The organism is Dietzia sp. NPDC055877 (genome assembly GCF_053615975.1).
Genome location: NZ_JBSHCV010000010.1, coordinates 15596 through 36256 on the forward strand (window position 1 = coordinate 15596; position 20661 = coordinate 36256).

Annotated in this window: 19 protein-coding genes; 10 read left to right on the top strand and 9 right to left on the bottom strand. The window is 66.7% G+C overall.

The features are described 5' to 3' along the window. Positions 1–298: 298 nt before the first annotated feature. Positions 299–676 (bottom strand): ArsR/SmtB family transcription factor, encoded by a 378-nt coding sequence (locus ACWGLC_RS11530; protein WP_452100038.1) that lies wholly within the window; start codon positions 674–676, stop codon positions 299–301. Between the two features lie 100 nt (positions 677–776). On the opposite strand from ACWGLC_RS11530, the gene arsB reads away from it, so the two are divergent. Together arsB and ACWGLC_RS11540 are read left to right on the top strand one after the other, a co-directional pair. Continuing rightward, positions 777–1913, top strand: a complete 1137-nt coding sequence (arsB, locus tag ACWGLC_RS11535; protein WP_452100039.1) for an ACR3 family arsenite efflux transporter — start codon at positions 777–779, stop codon at positions 1911–1913. Next, positions 1910–2416 carry an arsenate-mycothiol transferase ArsC gene (locus ACWGLC_RS11540; protein WP_452100040.1) on the top strand — a complete coding sequence of 169 codons (507 nt, stop codon included), beginning with the start codon at positions 1910–1912 and terminating at the stop codon, positions 2414–2416. The genes arsB and ACWGLC_RS11540 overlap by 4 nt, the downstream gene beginning before the upstream one ends. An 18-nt stretch (positions 2417–2434) precedes the next feature. Here the strand turns inward: ACWGLC_RS11540 and ACWGLC_RS11545 are convergent, their stop codons facing one another. Both ACWGLC_RS11545 and ACWGLC_RS11550 read right to left on the bottom strand, forming a co-directional pair. Further along, positions 2435–3598 carry a saccharopine dehydrogenase family protein gene (locus tag ACWGLC_RS11545; RefSeq protein ID WP_452100041.1) on the bottom strand — a complete coding sequence of 388 codons (1164 nt, stop codon included), beginning with the start codon at positions 3596–3598 and terminating at the stop codon, positions 2435–2437. Beyond that, complete coding sequence (locus ACWGLC_RS11550; protein ID WP_452100042.1) at positions 3595–4839, bottom strand: NAD(P)/FAD-dependent oxidoreductase; 1245 nt, start codon at positions 4837–4839, stop codon at positions 3595–3597. The genes ACWGLC_RS11545 and ACWGLC_RS11550 overlap by 4 nt, the downstream gene beginning before the upstream one ends. Positions 4840–5012: 173 nt before the next feature. Here ACWGLC_RS11550 and ACWGLC_RS11555 point away from each other — a divergent pair, with 173 nt between their 5' ends. Next, on the top strand, positions 5013–5648 hold the full coding sequence (locus ACWGLC_RS11555; protein WP_452100043.1) for a TetR/AcrR family transcriptional regulator C-terminal ligand-binding domain-containing protein: 636 nt from the start codon (positions 5013–5015) through the stop codon (positions 5646–5648). Here the strand turns inward: ACWGLC_RS11555 and ACWGLC_RS11560 are convergent. Then, positions 5645–6625, bottom strand: a complete 981-nt coding sequence (locus tag ACWGLC_RS11560) for an LLM class flavin-dependent oxidoreductase (protein WP_452100044.1) — start codon at positions 6623–6625, stop codon at positions 5645–5647. The genes ACWGLC_RS11555 and ACWGLC_RS11560 overlap by 4 nt on opposite strands. 288 nt (positions 6626–6913) lie before the next feature. On the opposite strand from ACWGLC_RS11560, the gene ACWGLC_RS11565 reads away from it, so the two are divergent. Beyond that, a complete protein-coding gene (locus ACWGLC_RS11565) occupies positions 6914–8092 on the top strand; it encodes a phosphotransferase family protein (protein WP_452100045.1) in 1179 nt (392 codons plus the stop codon). Between the two features lie 65 nt (positions 8093–8157). Then, the gene (locus ACWGLC_RS11570) at positions 8158–8472 is read left to right on the top strand and encodes a hypothetical protein (protein ID WP_452100046.1); all 315 of its coding nucleotides are present in this window, start codon (positions 8158–8160) and stop codon (positions 8470–8472) included. Positions 8473–8523: 51 nt separating this feature from the next. Here the strand turns inward: ACWGLC_RS11570 and fgd are convergent, their stop codons facing one another. Beyond that, the gene (gene fgd, locus ACWGLC_RS11575; protein WP_452100047.1) at positions 8524–9543 is read right to left on the bottom strand and encodes a glucose-6-phosphate dehydrogenase (coenzyme-F420); all 1020 of its coding nucleotides are present in this window, start codon (positions 9541–9543) and stop codon (positions 8524–8526) included. 54 nt (positions 9544–9597) lie between these two features. Then, complete coding sequence (locus tag ACWGLC_RS11580) at positions 9598–10482, bottom strand: TIGR03619 family F420-dependent LLM class oxidoreductase (protein WP_452100048.1); 885 nt, start codon at positions 10480–10482, stop codon at positions 9598–9600. A gap of 777 nt (positions 10483–11259) precedes the next feature. Between ACWGLC_RS11580 and ACWGLC_RS11585 the strand changes: the two genes are divergently transcribed. From ACWGLC_RS11585 to ACWGLC_RS11600, 4 genes are all read left to right on the top strand, one after another. Further along, a complete protein-coding gene (locus tag ACWGLC_RS11585; protein WP_452100049.1) occupies positions 11260–11808 on the top strand; it encodes a DUF4352 domain-containing protein in 549 nt (182 codons plus the stop codon). A 164-nt stretch (positions 11809–11972) separates the two neighbouring features. After that, positions 11973–13073 carry a hypothetical protein gene (locus tag ACWGLC_RS11590; protein WP_452100050.1) on the top strand — a complete coding sequence of 367 codons (1101 nt, stop codon included), beginning with the start codon at positions 11973–11975 and terminating at the stop codon, positions 13071–13073. Positions 13074–13161: 88 nt separating this feature from the next. Next, positions 13162–13551, top strand: a complete 390-nt coding sequence (locus ACWGLC_RS11595; protein ID WP_452100051.1) for a (deoxy)nucleoside triphosphate pyrophosphohydrolase — start codon at positions 13162–13164, stop codon at positions 13549–13551. Continuing rightward, a complete protein-coding gene (locus ACWGLC_RS11600) occupies positions 13548–16604 on the top strand; it encodes a DUF3427 domain-containing protein (protein WP_452100052.1) in 3057 nt (1018 codons plus the stop codon). The genes ACWGLC_RS11595 and ACWGLC_RS11600 overlap by 4 nt, the downstream gene beginning before the upstream one ends. A 186-nt stretch (positions 16605–16790) precedes the next feature. On the opposite strand, the gene ACWGLC_RS11605 is transcribed toward ACWGLC_RS11600, so the two are convergent. Beyond that, the gene (locus tag ACWGLC_RS11605) at positions 16791–17264 is read right to left on the bottom strand and encodes a MaoC/PaaZ C-terminal domain-containing protein (protein ID WP_452100053.1); all 474 of its coding nucleotides are present in this window, start codon (positions 17262–17264) and stop codon (positions 16791–16793) included. Between the two features lie 255 nt (positions 17265–17519). Here ACWGLC_RS11605 and ACWGLC_RS11610 point away from each other — a divergent pair, with 255 nt between their 5' ends. Then, the gene (locus ACWGLC_RS11610) at positions 17520–17933 is read left to right on the top strand and encodes a PRC-barrel domain-containing protein (RefSeq protein WP_452100054.1); all 414 of its coding nucleotides are present in this window, start codon (positions 17520–17522) and stop codon (positions 17931–17933) included. Positions 17934–18038: 105 nt separating this feature from the next. On the opposite strand, the gene ACWGLC_RS11615 is transcribed toward ACWGLC_RS11610, so the two are convergent. Together ACWGLC_RS11615 and ACWGLC_RS11620 are read right to left on the bottom strand one after the other, a co-directional pair. Continuing rightward, on the bottom strand, positions 18039–19379 hold the full coding sequence (locus ACWGLC_RS11615) for an ABC transporter substrate-binding protein (protein WP_452100055.1): 1341 nt from the start codon (positions 19377–19379) through the stop codon (positions 18039–18041). A 373-nt stretch (positions 19380–19752) separates the two neighbouring features. Beyond that, positions 19753–20583 carry an alpha/beta fold hydrolase gene (locus ACWGLC_RS11620; protein WP_452100056.1) on the bottom strand — a complete coding sequence of 277 codons (831 nt, stop codon included), beginning with the start codon at positions 20581–20583 and terminating at the stop codon, positions 19753–19755. Positions 20584–20661: the final 78 nt, after the last annotated feature.

Genomic DNA, 20661 nt, shown 5'->3' on the forward strand with positions numbered 1-20661 from the left:
GGGGATATCGTTCCTCGACCGCTACCTGGGGCCGCGAATCGGCCCCGCCGCCCTCTCCCACCGTACGATCGACACGACCATGTGACCCACATCACCGCGGAGTCCGTTAGTGACGACCCGTGAGGCCCCACCGCCGGAAGGCGCCCATGCCCGCATATGACACCGCAGGAGTCGCCGCCGCCCCGCTCATGCCCGAGCTCGCCTGTTACGGGCTGGCCGGCCACTCCGCAGCACCGGCCGATACCTATCTCGCACGGGCAGCCCTCTGTCGGCCTTCAGCCCCTGGAGCAATTGCGAATCATGACAGGTCCAGGAATCCGCGCAGCTGGTCCAGAGCGTCACGGGCCACGGTGTAATACGCCCACCTGCCACGCTGCTCGCGGGTCAGCAGACCTACGTCGACGAGACGTTTGAGGTGATGACTGACCGTGGGTTGGCTGATGTCCACCACATCGAGAAGGTCGCAGGCGCACACGGATTCGCAACCACGCGCCGCGATATGCGACAGGAGCCTGAGCCGCGTGGGGTCGGCCAACGCCTTGAACCCGGCGGCCATTGACTCCGCGGTGGGGGCGTCGACGGGCGTGCGCGAGAGCGAGCAGCATCCGCCCGCCGCGGGGTCGCCGACCAGCGCCGCGCCTGCCACTGAACTCGTCGTCGTCGTTGTCGTCGTCATGCCCTCCCCGCCTCCCCACTAGGTCAGATTGACGATCATCGATATGTGATCCTAGCCTTACCCATAGACATCCATCGATCTGACGGGAGCCGCACATCCGATGAGCGCCACCACCCCTGCGCGCAGCGTCGCCCCGGTCGCCAAGGAGATGTCGTTCCTCGACCGCTACCTGGCCGTCTGGATCCTCGCGGCGATGGCCGCCGGACTACTCCTGGGCCGGTTCGTCCCCGGCCTGAACCGCGCCCTCGATTCGGTGCAGGTCGGCGGCATCTCGGTCCCCATCGCCGTGGGCCTGCTGGTCATGATGTACCCCGTCCTGGCCAAGGTGCGCTACGACGAGACCCACCGCGTGACCGGCGACCGGAAGCTGCTCGGACTGTCGCTGCTGCTCAACTGGATCGTCGGCCCGGCGTTCATGTTCACGCTCGCCTGGGTGCTCCTTCCCGACCTGCCGGAGTTCCGCACAGGGCTGATCATCGTCGGCCTGGCCCGCTGCATCGCGATGGTGTTCATCTGGAACGACCTGGCGTGCGGGGATCGCGAGGCGGCCGCCGTCCTGGTGGCCATCAACTCGGCGTTCCAGGTGGTGGCCTTCGGCGCTCTCGGCTGGTTTTACCTGCAGGTACTGCCCGGCTGGCTCGGACTGGAGACCGTCTCCGCGGAGTTCTCCGTGTGGGCGATCGTCGGCTCGGTGCTGGTGTTCCTCGGGATCCCGCTGCTGGCCGGTTTCCTCACCCGCGTCCTGGGCGAGCGGGCCAAGGGGCGGCAGTGGTACGAGGAATCGTTCCTGCCGCGAATCGGCCCGTGGGCGCTGTACGGACTGCTGTTCACTATCGTGTTGCTGTTCGCCATGCAGGGCGAGGCCATCACCACCCGCCCGCTGGACGTGGCCCGGATGGCCGTTCCTCTACTCCTGTACTTCGTGCTGATGTTCTTCTTCAGCCTCTTGGCCTCCCGCACGGTGGGACTGAACTACGCCAAGTCGACGAGCGTGGCGTTCACGGCATCGGGCAACAACTTCGAGTTGGCGATCGCGGTGTCCATCGGTACGTTCGGCATCGCCTCGGGCCAGGCCCTGGCGGGCGTCGTGGGCCCGCTCATCGAGGTGCCCGTCCTGGTGGGGCTCGTCTACGTGGCGCTGTGGCTGGGCCCGCGCCTGTTCCCCGGCGATGAGAGCCTGCCCGGCCGCGACCGGGCCACCGCGCCCACTCCTGCCCCGAGCGGAGATCCCTCATGACCGTGCGCTCCGCAGCCACGCCGGCCAGCACCGGGCCGGGCCGGCCCCCCGTCGTCCTGTTCGTGTGCGTGCGCAACGGTGGAAAGTCGCAGATGGCGGCCGCCCTCATGCGCCGGCTCGCGGGCGACGCGGTCGAGGTCCACTCCGCAGGCACTGACCCCGGGGCGAAGGTCAACGCGCTGTCGGCCGAGGCAGTGGCCGAGCTGGGCGCCGACATGGCGGGCGCGACACCGCGCGCGATCGACCCCGACCTCCTGCGCCGGGCGGACCGGGTGGTGGTGCTGGGCGCCGAAGCCGCGCGAACACTCGCCGCACGGGGCGACCGAGGCGAGTCCGACGACGACAACGCCGACACTCACGTCACGTGGGCCACTGATGAGCCTGCGGATCGGGGCATCGACGGGATGGAGCGGATGCGCCTGGTCCGCGACGACATCGACCGCCGCCTGCGCGACCTGCTCGCCGAGCTCACCGCAGGAAGGACCGAACCACCGCGGCGCTGAGCCCGAACCGCCCCGGGCTCACTCCAGCGACGATGTGATGGCGACCTGCCTGGTGAGCCTCACGCCGAGCGGCCCCAAAACCGAGCGGACGAATGGCTCGGGATCGATACAGGCCTCCGGTGACATGACGCCGGTTCGGGTGATCGTGCCCTCGAGCATCGCGCGCACCGCGGCCGCGGCCGCGTGCGGGGTGGGGTCCTGCCCGCCCCGGCCGGTGTAGACCACCTGGGTCTCGAACGTCACGCGCGCCGGCTCTCCGTCCAGCTCGCCGCGTGCCACGATCTGCATGGCGGTGCCGGGCATGCCGGCGGACTCCACCGCCAGGGCCCGCTGCCCCTCAGGGGTGTCCATGAAGTGGGCGAGGTAGCGCCTCGGCGGCACGGGCAGCCGACGGTCGGCCCGGGCACTGGTCAGCCCCAGCTTCTCGTACCTCTGCCACAGTTCGTTGGCCTCCGGCTCGAACCACGCGAATCGGACGGTCGCGTTCCGCACTCCGGGCAGGTAGGTGCCGATCGTGATGCCCTCGGGATGGCCCATGTAGCCCATGTCGACGGTGGTGTCGAACGGGGCGCTGAACGCGAACGGTCGCGGGTCTCCCCACGCCGGCACGTCGACGATCTCGCCGTCGAGGAACTGCGCCACGTTCCCGGACATCGAGTGGAGCATGTGCTCGTTGATGGTCGCGCCCATCTTCAGCGTGTACGGCACCGCCATCGCCACGTCCACACTGTGCGCGGTGTCCAGTGTCCCGACGGCCCAGGCGGCGATCAGGCTCGTGATCCCGGGCGCGTACCCCATGCCGAAGACCACCGAGATGCCCGCAGCCCGGGCCGCGGCGTCGAGGTCGGTGTCGCGGATCAGGGCGGCGGCGGTGTCGAACTCGTCGCAGACGTCCACATAGTCGACCCGGCACTCGACCGCGGTGCGCACGATCGGCAGCCCGAACCGGTAGAACGGTCCGACCGCGTTGAACACCACGTCGGCGCCGGTGATGACGGCCGCGATGCTCGCCGTGTCGGCGGCGTCGAACTGCGCAGCGATGGCGCCCACCTCTTCGGCGACCTCCGTGGCCTTCTCCAGATCGAGGTCGGCGATCACCATCTCGCCGTATCCGCCCGTGGCGGCCAGGATGCGGGCCACCGATGCGGACACGTGGCCGGCGCCGAGGATGACGAGTCTCATGCCGGGACCGCCTTGTCCGAAACGTCGTCGAACTCATCCGCCCACCGGGCGCGGAAGACCTCCTGCGGGATGCCGTCGTTCCAGTCGCCGCGGAGCGTGAGTTCGGCGGTCAGCCGGCCGATCTCGTCGGCGGCCATCGCGCCCCGCTCGCCCTCGACAGCGATCACGGTCCGGGCGTCGACGCGGTCGATCACCGGGAGCCCGGATGGCGTCTGGCAGACCGTGCACGGCCGCGTGTGGGCCGGGCCGAGCCGCTGGCCGGGCATCAGTTCGGAGAGAACGGTCAGGGCGTCGTCGACGTCGTCGTCGCCACCTCCGGTCCTCACCCAGGCGGCCACCTCCTCGGCGGTAGCCAGCGGGTTGGCCAGAAGACTGTTGCCGGAGACCTTGAGGTACCACCTGCCGTCGGGGTAGCGCAGTGGTGACATGACGATCCCGCCGAATCGCAGGCGCCCGTCGAGGAATTTGAGATACATCATCGCGGGCATGTCCACGGCGGCGGGATCGTCCACCTCGACCAGAACGACCGTGGCGCCGAACGTCTTCATCTGTAGAGGGCGAGGGAGGAGGCCGGTCATGTTGGTGGCCGCGCCGGTGGCGACGACGACGTGGTGGGCCCGCCACGCGGCGCCGGACTTCCCGGTCAGGGTGACGCCCCCACTCGTGGTCTTCAGCGAGGTCACCTCGTCGCGGACCACCCTCGCGCCGGCGGCGGTGGCGGCGGAGAGTTCGGCGCGCACCAGCTCACGTGGGTTGAGGATGTGGGCATCACGCTGGACCACCCCCACGTGACCGGGGGCGAACCGCAGGGTCGGGTACTCGCGGTGCAGGTCGCTCTCGCTGAGCGCGGTCACCTCCACCCCGAGGTCCTCAGCGTTGCGGATCAGTCGGTCGCGGTCGAACCAGTCCGCGCCCGGGGCCCCGTCCGCGAGGTCGGGCAGCACGCTGAGCGAGTGGGTGGGCGCGGTGAACTCGATTCCCGTCCGCTCGCGCAGTTCGGGGAAACGGCGCAGCGAGCGGGTGGCCAGCAGTGACGTGATGAGCGGGACCTCAAGCACGTGCGCGAGGCGGCCCTGGTCGTAGTAGCCAGCCCAGGTGCCCTGGTGATCGGCGAAAGTCGGGGGCTCGTCGGGGCCGATCACGATGACCGAGGCGCCACGGCCGGCCAGGTGTCGGGTGGTGGCCGAGCCGATCGGGCCGGCGCCCACCACGGCGACGTCGTAGGACGGTCCGGTAGGCATAGAGCGTTCCTTTCTATGACCCCGTCGACGAGACGATTCCGGTCGCGGGCCGCCGGTGGTGCGCGCCCGGACGGAGAGGGGCCGTCGAGGACGTAGCGTGCGAGTGGCGTGGTTCACATCATGCGCACGCCGGAACGCAAAGTCAACACACTGTGTCGTTAATGGGAGGTGTCGTGGTGAATGCCCAGGTGGATGCTGTCGATGACGGGGCGCTCTCCGGCCCCGCCGAGTCACCCGGACGGGTCCGGACGCGCGCCGGGGGTCGCAGCGCGAAGGTCCGCGAGGCCGTGGCCGATGCCTGCCTCGCGTTCCTCGCGGAGGGCCGGATCGACTTCACGATGGTGGACGTGGCCGAGCGCGCGGGCGTGAGCCGCAAGACCCTCTACCGGTGGTGGCCCACCCACGAGGACGTGCTCGTGGAGGGACTGTCCAGACATGCCCGCCAGGTCACGCCACCCGACACCGGGGCGTGGGAGTCCGACGTCCGCGAGTTCGCGCACCTGATCGCGTCGTTCGCCGCGAATCCTGTCGAGGTGGCCACCACGGCACTCATCGCCAGCCGCAGGTACCCCGAGTTCGGCAGCCTGGTCCTGGCGCAGTACGAGCCGGCCGTGCAGGGGTGGCGGCGGATGGTCGAGCGCGCGACCGAGCGGGGCGAGATCTCCGACGAACACTCCCCCGAGGCGGTGGTCAACGTGCTGGTCGCACCACTGTTCCTGGCCCCCATGATGCTGGGTCGGCAGGCGTCCGACGAGCAGATCGAGCGCACGGTGAAGATCGTCCTCGCGGCCACGCGGCCCGGGGACTAGAACCAGAGGTCGGCCAGCAGCTCGATCGACCGGTCCCGCACGGCCGGGTCGTGCGCGTAGGTCACGGTGATGAGCTCGTCGGCGCCGGTGCGTTCGGCGAACTCCTCCAGCTGGGCCTTCACCGTGTCCGGCGACCCCACGGCGCTGATCTGGAGCATCGCGGGGCTGGTGCCGGCGAACTGTGACGGGTCGACTGGCGGCTGGATCTTGCGCTGGCGTCCGCTACGGATGTCGAGGAACATCTGCTGCAGCGTGGTGAACTGCCGCCGGGCCTCCTCGTCGGTGTCGGCGACCATCACATTGATGCCGGCCATCACCTGCGGCTTCTCCAGCCGCGCGGTGGGCGCCTCAGTGCTGAACGTCTCGCGGTAGACGCGCACGGCGTCATCGATCTGGTCGGGCGCGAAATGCGAGGCCAGCGAGAACGGCAGGCCCAGCTGCCCGGCGATGGAGGCACCGTTGATGGTCGAGCCGAGCACCCAGATCGGCACCTCCATCCCCTGGGAGACCGAAGAGAAGATCGGGGTGCTGTGCGCGGTGCCGGACTCGCCGAACCAGCCCTGCAGGTCGTAGATGTGCTGGGCGAACGCCTGCGGCTCGGCGGAGGAGCGGCTCAGCGCCTGGGCGGTCATGCCGTCGGTGCCGGGGGCACGCCCGAGTCCCAGGTCGATGCGGTCGCCGTGGATGTTGGCGAGGGTGCCGTACTGCTCGGCCACCATCAGCGGCGCGTGGTTGGGCAGCATGACGCCGCCGGAGCCGACGCGGATGTTCTCGGTGACGCCGGCGGCCTGCGAGATGAGCAGCGAGGTGGCCTTGGAGGCGAGGTTGGGCGTGTTGTGGTGCTCGGCAAACCAGAGTCGGTGGTAGCCCAGCTCGTCGGCGAGCTTCGCGGACGTCATCGAGGCGGCGATGCCGTCACGGGCGGTCGAGCCCTCGGGGATGGAGACCAGGTCGAGGATGCTCAGGGGAATGGCCATGTGGGTTCGCCTTCTGCTGTTGAGGGGGCCGGCGGCGACGGTCCACACCCGCAGGCGGACTCCGCGGCACTATGCCCCGATGCTACTGAAATCGCCCGGTCGGTGACGGATCACCAAGCCCCGGCGGGGGCGCCGGAGGAGTGGCGACGACGACAACGTTCCCCCTCCCCCACCATCGCCTCCACCGGCGTCCCGATTCGAGCCCCGTCCGGTGTGCCGTACGTCACACTGAGATCGGCCGCGAGCACAGCCCGCGCCATCAGGCACCCGGTGAGGGGTTGACGAACAATGACACAGACCGACAAGCCGCTGGATCAGACGGTGACGTCCGGCGAGGCCGATCTCGACGACCTGCGCGGGCGCCTCACCTCGTGGCTGGAGGGCCGCCCCGAGGTCACCGGCGGCGCGCGTGACGCAGGCGGCGCGCGTGACGCACCCGACGGACGGGGCGGCGTCGAGGTGGGCGAGGTGACGCGGCCCGACGCGTCGGGAATGTCCAACATCTCGATCCTCTTCGACGCCTCCTGGACATCGGCGGACACCGGCGAGCGAGAGTCTGCGCGGCTCGTGGCCCGGATGTGCCCGCTCGACGATGCCTTCCCGGTGTTCCCGGTGTACGACCTGGCCCGGCAGTTCGACGTGATGCGGGTCGTCGGCGAGCACACCGATCTGCCCGTCCCGCGCGTGCGCTGGCTCGAGGAGGACCCGGCAGTGCTGGGGTCGCCGTTCCTGGTGATGGACCGGGCCACCGGCGTCGCGCCCGTCGACAATCCCCCGTACGTGTTCGGCGGCTGGCTGCTCGAGATGAGCCCCGAGCAGCGGGCGGAATTGCAGCGCGAGTCCGTGGCCGTGCTCGCCGCGCTCCACGGGATCGAGAAGCCCGCGGAACTCCTCCCCTCACTCGTCTCCGACCGACCCGGCGAGGGCGACGGACTACGGGCGCACGTCGACGAGCAGCGCGAGTACTACGAGTGGACGGTCCGCGAGGGCGGACTGAGGATCCCGGTGATCGAGAAGGCCTTCGCCTGGATCGAGGCCAACTGGCCCGCGGGCCCCGGTCCGGACGTGCTCAGCTGGGGCGATGCCCGGATCGGCAACATCCTCTACGAGGGCACCACCCCGACCGCCGTGCTGGACTGGGAGATGGCGGCCCTCGCGCCGGCCGAGGTGGACCTGGGCTGGTTCCTGTACTTCCACGACCTGTTCCAGGATCTGGCGGTCACGTACGGCTTCCCCGGCATCCCGGACTTGTTCGACCACGATCAGGTGGTCCGGCAGTACGAACTGCTCACGGGCCGGACGGTCCGCGATCTGCCGTTCTATTACGCCTACGCGGGCCTGAGGCAGGCGGTGATCCTGGCACGAATTCATCGTCGTCGTATCGAGTTCGGTGAGGCGGAGACCCCCGACAACCCGGACGACTACGTCCTGCACAACACCATGCTCTACCGCCTCATCGCCGACTGACTACCCGCGGCGGCCTGAGGCGTGTCGAACTTGCAGGGCGCGACGCTGTCCTGTGGACTGCCGCCATGGAGCTCTTCTGGGGATCAGTCGCATGGCTCGCCGGCACCGTCCAGTTCACGGTGGCGTTCCGCCAGCTGAGCCGGGCGAACAGCGCGGAGAAGATACCCCAGTTCATCGGGCAGCCGAAGAACAACCCGGGCGCCATCTACGTGTATCGAGCTGTCGCGATGATCCTGCTGATGCTCTCCTTCTTCGCCTGGGCCGATCTGCTGGGATACTGGGCTCTGCTGCTCATCGCGTTCGGCACGCTCCCGGCTGTCGTTCTCAATGCCCGACATAACGGCCGGGTAGGCGATCCGATGACCACGGGCTCCAGCTGAACTCACTGTCGAGGAGCCTGCTGGGCCCGCGGCTTCCGCTGATCGGCAGGCTCAGGCCAGGTTGCGCAGTCGGGGCTCGAGGTCCGTGGAGAACAGGTCCAGGAAGCGTTTCTGGTCGTGGCCGGGGGCGTGGAAGACCAGGTGGTTCAGGCCGGCGTCGACGTACTGCTTGACCTGCTCGACCGCGTCATCCGGGTCAGAGGCCACGATCCAACGCTTGGCGACCTGCTCGATGGGCAACTCGTCGGCCAGACGCTCCATCTCCCGCGGCGAGTCCACCGAGTGCTTCTGCTCAGGCGTCAGCGACAACGGCGCCCAGAACCGGCAGTTCTCCAACGCTGCGGCCGGGTCGGGGTCGTAGGAGATCTTGATCTCGATCATCCGATCAATCGCCGCCGAGTCACGCTCGTTGATCGCGGCGCCCTCCTCGACGGCGGGCAGCAACTTGTCGGTGTACAACTCCATCCCCTTGCCGGAGGTGCAGATGAAGCCGTCCCCCACGCGACCGGCGTACTTGGCCACCACCGGACCACCCGCGGCGATGTACACCGGCACGCCGCCTTCGGGTACGTCGTAGAGGAAGGCGTCCTTGGTCGAGTAGAAATCGCCCTCGAAGCTGGTGGTCTCGCCCGTCCACAACTCACGCATGAGCCGGACCGACTCACGCAGACGCGCGAAACGCTCCTTGAACGCCGGCCACTCACCCCGGTGACCGGTGGCGATCTCATTGAGCGCCTCACCCGTTCCCACACCGAGGAACACCCGGCCCGGGTACAGGCACGCCATGGTCGCGAACGCCTGCGCCAACACCGCCGGGTTGTAACGGAACGTCGGCGTGAGCACCGACGTGCCCAACTGCAGCCGCTCAGTGCGCTCGCCGACAGCGGTCAGCCACGACAACGAAAACGGCGCATGACCACCGTCGTGACGCCACGGCTGGAAATGATCCGACACCGTCGCCGAATCCATCCCCGCCCGCTCGGCCAAAACCGCGAACTCCACCAGATCGCGCGGACCGAACTGCTCGGCCGAGGCCTTGTAACCGAGCTTGAGGGGGGCGTGGTCAGTCATTCGTGGCTCCTGAGGGGTGGCGGTTGTGGGTGTCGGTGCGGTGGTCACGCAGAGTCACGGGGTGATGTATTTCTCGCCGAAGCGGGCGAGGGACTCGCGTTTGACCTCCAGTGGGGCGTCGTACCCGTGGCCCTCGATCAGCCAGGGGATGACGATGACGTCCGTGACGCCCGCGTCGGCGAGCTCGGCGAATCCACGGGTGCCGTACTTGTCGATGCACGCCACCTGGATGGCGAACGGTTGGCCGTCGCCGCGGTCGGCCAGCGAGCGCCCGTCGGCCTCGAGCAGCTCACCGAGGCGCCCGATCGTCGTGACGATCTCGTCGAACCCCATCATCGCCGACGTCCACCCCTGGCCGACGCGGACCGCTCGCCGCAGCGCCGGCGCGGTGTGCCCGCCCACGTAGAAGGGCACCTGGGTGAGAGGAGCCGGGTCGAGCGTGAGGCGGTCGAAGTCGAAGTGCTCGCCGTGGTACTCGAACCAGCCGCCGTCGCCGGCGAGGCGGAGGATCTCGAGCATCTCGTCCACCCGCTTGCCGCGGCCCGGGTAGGGCACGCCGCACCAGGCGAACTCGTTGGGGTCCCACCCGATGCCGACGCCCAGGTCCACACGACCGCCGGTCAGGTGGGAGACCGTGGACAGCTGCCGGGCCAGCAGGAGTGGCTGACGAGGGCCGAACTTGAGCACCTGGGGGCAGAACCGAATGGTCGAGGTGACCGCCCCCATGGCGGCGATCGCGGTCAGCGGTTCGACCCACGGGGTGTTCTCGTCCCACATCCGCGACCCGTCAGGGGTGTACGGGTAGTCGGTGTCCTGCCGGTGCGGCAGGAACAGCGAATCGGGAAGCGTGATCCGCGCGAAACCCGCGTCCTCCGCCGCGCGGGCGAGGTCGAGGATCTGATCGATCGGGCTGAACGCGATCGGGGTGGAGAACTGCATGGGGCTACCTCTGCTGTCGGGGGTCGGGAACGGTGCGGTTCTCAGCCCCGCCACGGCGGCCCGACGCCGTCGCTGTAGTCAGTTGTGTACATACGCTGTAGTCATATGTGTACACCACGGCAGGGTATGCGCGTAACCCCCGCCCTCCGCAACAGACCGCCGCTGCAGAGCATCGACACGCGGCTCCCGCAATCAATCTGAGCGAATCCGGGCCAGCCGGTCGTGCCGTCCGCCAGTGTGGAATTACCTCTCCCTCCCCACACACGACAAGGCCCGCCGATGAAGCCCGCCCCGCTCGACGAGTTCCCCGTTCACCAGACCCCGCTGTCGATGGCGCAGGTCTCCCTGGTGACCGTCCTCGACCCTGTAGACAACTGACGCAAGCACACTTAGCCCTGACATTTACTTCAATCCCTGATTAACACCGCCTAAAGGTTTCAGCACTTCAGCGGACAGACTCCCTTCCTCTTGGCGTTGGAACGTGGGGGCACTCTGTGTCAACCTGCACTACACGCGGCTCCCGCTCACACCGCGGTTGCCGCCTGTTCCGGACACGGATTGTCATCTATCCTTTGAAGAAGTTCTTAGTAAGCGTCCCTCACACTTGGAGTCCATATGACCCAACCCCCTCAGTCCCCTCAGGGCACTCCGGACCCGAATTGGCAGCCGGGCCCGCCCTCGCAGCAGTACGGCCACCCCCAGCAGGGCTACCCGCAGATGGGCTACCCCCAGCAGGGCTACCCCCAGCAGCCTCCGCCGAAGAAGAAGGGCGGGTGCATGAAGGTTGGTCTCATCGTCCTCGGCGTGCTGGTGCTGCTTGTGATCATCATCGCTGCAGTGAGCTCAGGCGAAGATGACTCCCCGTCCGTGACCCCTGGGGACAATAGTTCTCAGAGCGCCGTCCAGGACGAACCATCCGGAGTGGACTTCCAAGGAAAGACCGACAAGGACACTTCGGCGAACGCCGGCGACACCATCACTAAGGACGGCATCGCTACCACCAGTACACCGCTGACCGCCGAAACCACGGTCCTTGGCACCCCGGTCATGTGCACCACGATCACCATCAAGAACGACGGTGACAAACCGGTCCAGTTCAATTCCATTGATTGGAAGATGCAGGACCCCAACGGCGCATCCAGGATGACGGCGTATGGCGGCGATCGCGCCGAGCTGTCGTTTGGAGATCTCGCTCCCGGCGGCCAAGTTGCCGGCGATGTCTGCTTTGACGGCGATCCCGCCGCACAGCCGGGCCAGTACGTTGTGCTGAACGACGGATTCATCTCATTCAGCTCGAACAGGCTCGCCTGGGTCAACAACTTCTGACCGTCCCAGTCAAAGGCCGGGCACCGCTCACAGGTGTCCGGCCTTTGTGTTGCGCCGACAATGTAGCTCCTGTTGCCACTACGAGGAGCAAAGTCGCGTCAGGACGCGGCTTTATCGGCCACTCTGGGATCACGGCTCCTTCCCCACCAACGACAAGGCGTCCTATGAAGCCCGCCCCGCTCGACGAGTTCCCCATTCACCAGACCCCGCTGTCGATGGCGCAGGTGTCGACGAGTGACCGGAACTTCTACGACCGCAACTACTTCAACGCCCACGACCGCTCGGGCGACGTGTTCTTGGTGACCGGGTTCGGGGTGTATCCGAACCTCGGGGTGGTGGACGCGTTTGCCACGGTCCGCCATGGCGATACGCAGCGGTCGGTGCGGTTCTCGGATGCACTCGAGGACCGGTCCACCGAGTCGGAGGTCGGCGGCTACCAGATCGAGGTGATCGAGCCACTGCGGTCGCTGCGGGTGGTGTGCGAGCACGAGGACCTGTCTATGGATCTGCGGTGGGAGGGCTCGTTCGAGGCGGTGCTCGAGGAGCGGCACATCCTCATGGACGGGCCGCGCACGATGTTGGATGCCAGCCGGTTCGCGCAGGTGGGGAGCTGGTCGGGGATGTTGAACGTCGACGGCGAGGACTTCGCGGTGGACCCGGCCGTGTGGCTCGGCACCCGCGACCGATCCTGGGGCATCCGCCCCAGTGGCGCGCCGGATCCGCAGGAGCGCTTCGCCGAGGAGCCGCGGGAGGGGTTCTGGTGGACGTACATCCCGCTGCGGTTCGACGACTTCGCTCTGGTGATCATCCTGCAGGAGAGCCCTGACGGCCATCGCAGTCTCAACCACGCGAGTCGGGTGTTCGCCGACGGTCGGGTCGAGCAGCTGGGATGGCCGCGAATGGAGGTCGACTACCGCGCCGGCACCCGACACCCCGAGCACGTTCGCGTGCACCTGACCACGCCCCTGGGAGAGCCGCTGTTGCTGGAGATCGACACGCTGCTCGGCGTCCCGCTCAGCATGGGCTCGGGCTACGTGGGCGACCCGGCCTGGTCGCACGGCCGCTGGATGGGCCGCGACTGGAGTGAGTCCGTCTCCTACGACATGGCCTCCCCGGACGTCACCGGGATGCTTCCGTACAACGTCGTAGACCACGTGGCCCGCGCGAGGTGCAACGGCGCCGAGGGCTGGGGCATGTTCGAGCACGCCAATATGGGCCGCCACGACCCGTCCGGGTTCAAGGACTGGGTGGATATGGCGAAGTGATGTCGGACGCCCCCGATATGGTCGAGTCCTGATCATTCGAGTCGAAACCTAGGGAGCTCCATTGCGGCGTCTTGAGGTCGTTGCGGCGGTGTTCGTGCGCGACAGCACGGTTCTTGCCTGCCGCCGCGCGCCCGGCAAGACTGCTGCGGGTAAGTGGGAGTTTCCGGGCGGGAAGGTCGACGACGACGAGACTCCCGAAACCGCCTTAGTTCGCGAAATCCGGGAAGAACTTGGGATCTCAATCTCGGTCGACGCCCTCATCGACAGATCCGTCACCACCGTCGGCCACAACGACATTGATCTGGCCTGCTACTTCGTGACGTCAGCAGAAGTGCCAACGCACAGCACTGATCACGACGAACTGCGGTGGGTCTCCATTGGCTCGCTACCCGCCCTCGATTGGGCCGCTCCAGACATCCCGGCTGTAGCAATCCTCACTTCCCCCGCCTTTCAGTCCCAGATGGAGCAGCATTCTTGAGCGCACCTCTCCCCGATGGGCTCTACGAATCCGTCATCACCCCGCGGTTTCAGCGTCGTCTCGATGTCACTGCACGCGCTCACGACATCGTGGAGCTCGATCCCACACTGGCTCCCGAGATACTTGGTCGCCATGTGGGTGATGCAGTTCGCCGACATCTCGAAACCCTCGACGTTGACAAGCGACTGGCCTTCGTTGAGCGCTTCATCGAGTTCATCGAGTCGGATGACGACCTTGCAGGCGGCACGGTCCTTCAATCCATCTATCCCGCTGGCAAGTCTCAGCCACGACGCCCCTCCACACCGCTATCAGAGGGCGCGCTTCTCACCAACGCCCGCGACGAACCCGGTCTCGGCAACGAGCTCGCCCTCGAAATGGAATCTGCAGATGAGGTTGATCTACTCTGCGCCTTCGTAAAGTTCACCGGCGTGACGGTGCTTGCTCCGCAGTTCGAGCTACTCGCCGAACGTGGGATCACTCCGCGCGTACTCACCACGACGTACATGGGCGCAACGGATCGAAGAGCCCTCGACGTACTCGTGCGGGACTACGGGGCGCATGTCAAGGTGCGCTTCGAGAAGGCCTCCACGCGACTCCACGCCAAAGCCTGGCTCTTTCGTCGACACTCGGGATTCGACACCGCCTATGTGGGCAGCTCAAACCTGTCCCGTTCGGCGCTCGTAGACGGCCTGGAATGGAACGTGCGACTTTCCTCCGTGATCCACACTGCTCAGATCGCCAAGTTCCGAACGGTCTTCGACTCGTACTGGAATCTGCCGGACTTCGAGCCATACGACCCAGAGCGCGACGCCAACAAGCTAGACCAAGCGCTAGAGGAGGCCGGTGGTCGCAAAAGCGGCTCCGTCCTGGTCACACTCGCTGGGCTCGAGGTGCGTCCGTTCGGCCACCAGCAGCTGATGCTCGACGCGCTTGCCACTGAGCGCGAGGTCTTCGGGCATCACCGAAACCTTCTGGTCGCCGCCACTGGCACGGGAAAGACCGTCGTCGCGGCGCTCGACTACCGCAGGTTGGTCGAAGAAGCCGGCGGCACGCAGCCTTCACTGCTCTTTGTCGCGCACCGCAAAGAAATCCTCGTCCAGGCGCTACGGACATTCCGGGCGGTGCTCGGCGATGGTTCCTTCGGCGAACTCTTCGTGGGTGGCGACCGACCACGCAAGTGGAAGCACGTCTTCGCCAGCATCCAATCCCTCGATCGCGATTCCGATGCATCGGATCACTGGGATGTACTTGTCATTGACGAGTTTCATCACGCAGAGGCCTCGAGCTACCGGAGGCTCCTCTCGAGGTTCCACGCCGGCGAAGTGTTGGGACTGACTGCCACACCTGAACGCGCTGACGGCGTCGACGTTCGTGAGTTCTTTGATGGCCGCACAGCGTACGAGCTGCGGTTGTGGGATGCGCTCGAGCAGGATCTGTTGTGCCCGTTCCACTATTACGGGATCTCCGACAACACCGATCTGCGCGATGTCGAATGGACCGCTGGTCAATACAGTCCAGGAGCGCTCTCTGCGTTGTACACCGGCAACGATGCTCGGACACTGCTCATCCTCAAGGCGCTCCGCGAGAAGGTCCTAGACCCCTCACGGATGCGGGCTCTCGGCTTTTGTGTCTCAGTTGACCATGCCAACTACATGGCCGAAACGTTCACCGCCCGGGGTCTTCCGTCTGCCGCCATAGTCGGCACCACGGCCCCCGACGAGCGCCGCGCCCTGGTCGAGCAACTGAAGGCGGGCGAGCTGCGATGCATCTTCACCGTCGATGTCTTCAACGAGGGCGTCGATATCCCGTCTGTGGATGTTGTTCTCATGTTGCGTCCGACCGCCAGCTCGACGATCTTCATTCAGCAACTCGGCCGCGGCTTGCGTCGCTCCCCGGGCAAAGCGGTTCTCATCGTCTTGGACTTTGTGGGCCAACATCGTGCCGACTTCAACCTCGCTGGCAGGTTCCACGCAATGACCGGGTTGTCGCGCCGCCGCCTCAAGTCTGACCTCGATGTGGGATTCCCGTCCCTTCCCGGCGCCTCGCGGATCGTTCTCGACGAGGTATCTCGAGAAGAGGTCCTCCAGTCGATAAGGATGGCAGTCAACGCCAATACCAAGAACGCTCTAGCAAAGGACCTGTCATCACTAGGAGAAGTCCCCAAGCTGGCCGAATTCCTCGATGAAACCAATCGCGACCTGGACGACGTATACCGCACAGATCGTTCCTGGACGACGATCGTGACTATCGCGACGGGGCAGGCCGAGCCAGAAGGCGAAGAAAAGAAGCTCCTCAAAAAGCTCCAACGCTTGAGGACAGTTGACGACATCGACCGCATTCGAGAATACGCCCGCGTAGCCGGAGCCATCTTGGCCGGCGACGCGCTCACCCGCGACGATCTTTGGGCGTCAATGCTCGTGGACTACCTGGTCCCTTCACAGGCCACGCCTGACTTTGCTCGCACCGTCACCGAACTCGCTGCGTTCCCCCGGCTCTTCGAAGAACTGATACAGCTCATGGAAGCTGCGACCCGGAACATCCACCACGTTCCGCTTCCACTCGAGGGCAACCTCGTTGACCTCCCCCTGCGATCACATGCGAGCTACAGCCGCGAGGAACTCCTTTCAGCGCTCGACTGGCGCGGCAAGGACGGAAGACCGCAGGGATCCCGCGAAGGCGTCGCTTGGTCTGAAGCCCACCAGACCGACATCTTCTTTATCAATCTCCACAAGGACGAGGCCATCTTCAGCCCGTCGACGATGTACCGCGACGTCCCTGTTTCGCCAACGTTGTTTGACTGGGAATCGCAGTCGGGCACCTCGCAGTCATCGAAGACCGGCCGTCGATACCTCAGTCAGCGCGAGATCGGGACCAGCGTCCTACTCGCGGTCCGGAACTCACCGAAAGATGACGTAGCGACTGCGCCCTTCATGCTGTTGGGCAACGCTGACTACGTCTCGCACTCCGGCGAACGCCCGATCCAGATTCGCTGGGAACTTCGGCGTCCAATGCCTGCCGATGTCCTCGCCCAGGCTTCTGTGCTTGGAATTTGAGACACGGGTCGCTGGCTACTCTGACAAGTTCGCCTACACATCGAACTTTGTGCCTAGAATGGCGCTTCGCTGCCGAGCCCTCGGGCTTCCGCTCGGTTGCAAATTCGGGCAATAGCTTTCGTTCGTGCGGGGGCGAGCTTCGTCGTCGTTGTCGTCATTCCCTCCCCCGACCGCCACCGACCGTCCCTATGCCGTCGGCCGGCAGCTCACCATCAGGTCGATCCGGCCGCTCTGCACAAGCTTGTCGTCGGCGCCGAAGAGTTCGAAGCGCCGCTCCAGGACACCGGTCTCCCCCGACGACGTGAGGCGAGTCCCCGTGATGGTGATCTCCGCACGCACCGTGTCCCCCGCCCTGATCGGCAGGTGGAACCGCCAGCCGTCGATCCCGAGCAACGCCACCGAGCAGCCGTCGAACACACCCACCCGCGACGCCAGACCCATCACCACCGACAGCCCCAGGACCCCGTGCGCGATCGGGCCCCCGAACCGCCGCTCCACGGTGGAGACCGCGTCCGTGTGCACGGGATTGGTGTCCCAGCTCCACCCGGCGAACGTCACGAGGTCGGCCTCGGTGATAGTGCGCCCCTGGGTCCGGAACACCTCTCCCTCGGCGAAATCCTCGAAGTACCAGTCGGTGGGCATCTTCGGCGTTGTGGTCATGCGTGCGCACCTCTGCTCTGCCCGGCGCCTCGGCTGTCGCGGACGCGAGCGTCGTCGATTGATTTGGCCGCGAGTGTTCCACGGCGCGCCGCCGGCTACCGCGAAAAGAGGTGGCCGCACCTGCTCCCGGGGCTGCGGTGACGCCATACCCGCGGGGCACGCGCCCAGGGCGGCCGGGGCATCGGACCGGTCGCAAACCCACTGGCGGGCTCCTAGCGTGGCGAGTGCTTGAACCGGCTACCCAGGGAGTCCGCCATGATCGACAAGGAACTACTCGATCGTCTTTACGGCACGGTCGTCTACGACAGTTCGGGAGACAAGATCGGCAAACTCAGCACGGTCTACCTCGACGACCGCACCGATGAACCCACGTTCGCCACCGTTTCGACCAGCAAGCTCCTGACAACCGAGAGCTTCGTGCCGCTGCGGGGCGCCCGCGTCGACGGCAGCGAGGTCCACGTGCAATTCACCAAGGAACAGGTGAAGGACGCACCGAGCGTGGAAGCCGGCCGGGATCTCACGGCCGCCGACGAGGACCGCCTGTACGAGTACTTCCAACTCGATGGAGGCGGCGGGGACACGGCCGGATCAGCCCGGCCGGCCGGACCGGCACTGGAAGCCGAACGCGCGCGGCTGCGCAAGCACGACCACCGTCGTGGAGACGACTGAGGGTCCGGGCGGCCGGCTGCCTCATCGCAGGATTACACCGCACGGAAACCGAGAGCCACTGCCCCGGAACGAGACCGGAGCCGTGGCTCTCGTCGTGGTTCCGGACTAGTCCTGGACGTAGGCGTCGTCGAACAGGATGACGTTGTGCAGCGTGGGCGCCAGCCCGTGCACCGACTCCGCGACGATCACGTATTCCTCGGCGTTGGCATGCACCGTGTACGGCACAACCTCGTCGTGGAGTTCCTGGAACTCGGCCAGCCGATCAGTCAGTTCCTCTGCGGCGGTAGTGGCCTTGAGCTCTGTCACGGCCTTGACCAGCCGCTCATCATCCGTGCCGGTGAAGTTCATCGCCCCGCCCGGAACGACCGCACTCCACAGCGAATGCGCGGGATCGGCCTCGGTGACGACGGATCCGCCGATCATCATCTCGTAGTCGCCCGTGAACTGACGGGCCGTCACCTGCGAGACAGCCGTGTTCTCGATTGTCACGTCAAAGCCCACCGCATCGAGGAGAGCCTTGATCACCACACCGGATTCCACGTTCTCCGGGCCGTCGCCGATCACGAGGGTCACGCCACCATCCCAACCGGTGTCCTGCTTGACCTCCTCGACCAGCGCGGAGGATCGCTCGGGGTCGAAGGCCGGACCCTCCTGCCCGCTGTAGAAACGAGAATCCTCGGACAGCAGCGCAGCCGTCGGCTGACCGACACCGCCACTGAGACGCTGGTCCATCAGTTCGCGGTCCAGCGCGTGGGCCACTGCCTGGCGGGCCCGCACATCGGTGAACACCCCGTCGTACCCGCCGGCGCCGTTGTTCAGATTGATGATCGAGCCGGAACTGAGGACGGCGTAGAAGCCCGGCATGCCGGCATCCATGGCGTCATGGACGATTTTTGCCCCGCGCAGAAAGCCCACCTGGAGCTCGCCGGTCTGGAAGGCCTCGAATGTGCCCTGCGAGCCGGGCACCCGGACGAACTCCAGTGTCGTACACACCTCGCCCCCGTAGTAGTTCGGGTTGGGCTTCATCACCGCTGTCTGGCCCGGAATGTACTCGTCCAGAAGGTAGGCCCCCGCACCGATCGGGGCCGCCGCCCATTCCTCCGGGGACGCGGCTTCGAAAGCCTGCTGCGGGATCACCTCGCCGACCGGACCCGTCAGCATCGAAGGGAAGCCCGCCCAGGGCTCGGACAGGACGAACTCGACCGTCTGATCATCCACCACCTCGACGTCCGCCACCTGGCGCGCGTCGGCCATCCCCATCGAGCGCGTCGCCGGGTCCTGGTGCAGCCCCACCGTGAACGCCACGTCGGAGGCGGTGAGCGGATCCCCGTTCGAGAACTCCACACCCTCCGGCAGAGTCAGCGTCCACCTTGTGCTGGTGTCATCCGACTCCAACGACTCCGCCAACTGGGGAACGAACTCCTCCCCTTGCGCATCCCAGCGCATCAGGCGGTCATAGACGGCAGCGGATTGGGACCCGCCGACCAACCCCGTATGCACCCTGGCCGGGCGCGAACGACGGAAGCATCGTGTACTCGCCCATCGTGATGGTGCCTCCCGCGCGATCCGCGGTACATCCCTCCCCGGGCGACGGCAACGCCACTTCGGAAACACCGCTCGCCTCGTTCTGGTCAGGCCCCGCGCCACCACACCCGGTGACGGCCAGTGCGGTGGCCAGCAGAGCAGCAGATGTCTTGAGGTATCGGGGCATCGGTTCTCCTTGAACGACGGGCGGCTGAGCAGGTGCAGGCTGCTCACCACCCGGAACCTATGCGACGTGACACGTGTCACGTTGTAGAGATTCCGCTGACCGGAAACGTCAGTTGCGCAGCAGGAACTCCCGCGCCTGGCGCTCGAAGGCCTCCTTCTGCTCGATCATCACCCAGTGCCCGCAGTTCGGCAGAATGTGCACCTCCGAGTCCGGCATGAGGCGCATCGGCATGATCGACATGTCCACCGGGGAGACGCGATCGTCGCGGCCCCAGAACAGCAGCGTCGGCGCGGTAACGTCGGCCAGGTCGAAGGAGACCTCGCCGCGGGAGACCTTGGCGATCGCCGCCGGGTTGTAGAGGGACTTCATCGACTCGATCACGCCCGGCTCGTTGACCTGCGCCCACCGCTCCTCCAGCAACTGCTCGGTGACCAACGCCTGATCGAAGACCATCGACCGCAGCCACCTGTGCAGCGCCGGCTTGTCCGGCTCGGCCAGGAAGTCCATGAGCAGGCGGATCCCCTCCGCCGGGCCCGGGCTGAACAACGTCGTACCCACGCCGCCGATGCAGATGAGTCGATCCACGCGGTCGGGTTGCTTGGCCGCCAGTCCGGCGCCGACGATGCCGCCCATCGAGTTCCCCACGATGCTCGCCCTGTCGATACCCAGGTGGTCGAGGATCTCCACGCAACTGTTCCGGGCGTCGACCACGGGGTGGCCGCCGCGCACGTCACTGATGCCGAAACCGGGAAACTCGAGAACGATGCAGCGGAACTCGTCAACGAACGCGCCGACGGTCTCCGAGTAGTTCCGCCAACCCGTGACCCCCGGCCCCGAGCCGTGCAGGAACAGCACCGGCCTCCCGTCGGGATCACCCAGATCCCGGTAACCCAGACGGCCTCCGGGGACATCAGCGAACCGGACATCAATGCTGCTCATGAGGACTCCAGTGGATCGGCGACCCGGCCAGCGGATCCGGGCCGGTGGGAGGCATCCTCGTCGTCGTCGTCCCGTCAC

Bases quoted from the DNA above. Each gene is read 5' to 3' on its own strand.
- ACWGLC_RS11530 (WP_452100038.1), bottom strand. From the start codon at position 676: ATGACGACGACAACGACGACGACGAGTTCAGTGGCAGGCGCGGCGCTG.
- arsB (WP_452100039.1), top strand. From the start codon at position 777: ATGAGCGCCACCACCCCTGCGCGCAGCGTCGCCCCGGTCGCCAAGGAG.
- ACWGLC_RS11540 (WP_452100040.1), top strand. From the start codon at position 1,910: ATGACCGTGCGCTCCGCAGCCACGCCGGCCAGCACCGGGCCGGGCCGG.
- ACWGLC_RS11545 (WP_452100041.1), bottom strand. From the start codon at position 3,598: ATGAGACTCGTCATCCTCGGCGCCGGCCACGTGTCCGCATCGGTGGCC.
- ACWGLC_RS11550 (WP_452100042.1), bottom strand. From the start codon at position 4,839: ATGCCTACCGGACCGTCCTACGACGTCGCCGTGGTGGGCGCCGGCCCG.
- ACWGLC_RS11560 (WP_452100044.1), bottom strand. From the start codon at position 6,625: ATGGCCATTCCCCTGAGCATCCTCGACCTGGTCTCCATCCCCGAGGGC.
- ACWGLC_RS11565 (WP_452100045.1), top strand. From the start codon at position 6,914: ATGACACAGACCGACAAGCCGCTGGATCAGACGGTGACGTCCGGCGAG.
- ACWGLC_RS11570 (WP_452100046.1), top strand. From the start codon at position 8,158: ATGGAGCTCTTCTGGGGATCAGTCGCATGGCTCGCCGGCACCGTCCAG.
- fgd (WP_452100047.1), bottom strand. From the start codon at position 9,543: ATGACTGACCACGCCCCCCTCAAGCTCGGTTACAAGGCCTCGGCCGAG.
- ACWGLC_RS11580 (WP_452100048.1), bottom strand. From the start codon at position 10,482: ATGCAGTTCTCCACCCCGATCGCGTTCAGCCCGATCGATCAGATCCTC.
- ACWGLC_RS11585 (WP_452100049.1), top strand. From the start codon at position 11,260: ATGAAGGTTGGTCTCATCGTCCTCGGCGTGCTGGTGCTGCTTGTGATC.
- ACWGLC_RS11590 (WP_452100050.1), top strand. From the start codon at position 11,973: ATGAAGCCCGCCCCGCTCGACGAGTTCCCCATTCACCAGACCCCGCTG.
- ACWGLC_RS11605 (WP_452100053.1), bottom strand. From the start codon at position 17,264: ATGACCACAACGCCGAAGATGCCCACCGACTGGTACTTCGAGGATTTC.
- ACWGLC_RS11610 (WP_452100054.1), top strand. From the start codon at position 17,520: ATGATCGACAAGGAACTACTCGATCGTCTTTACGGCACGGTCGTCTAC.
- ACWGLC_RS11615 (WP_452100055.1), bottom strand. From the start codon at position 19,379: ATGCGCTGGGATGCGCAAGGGGAGGAGTTCGTTCCCCAGTTGGCGGAG.
- ACWGLC_RS11620 (WP_452100056.1), bottom strand. From the start codon at position 20,583: ATGAGCAGCATTGATGTCCGGTTCGCTGATGTCCCCGGAGGCCGTCTG.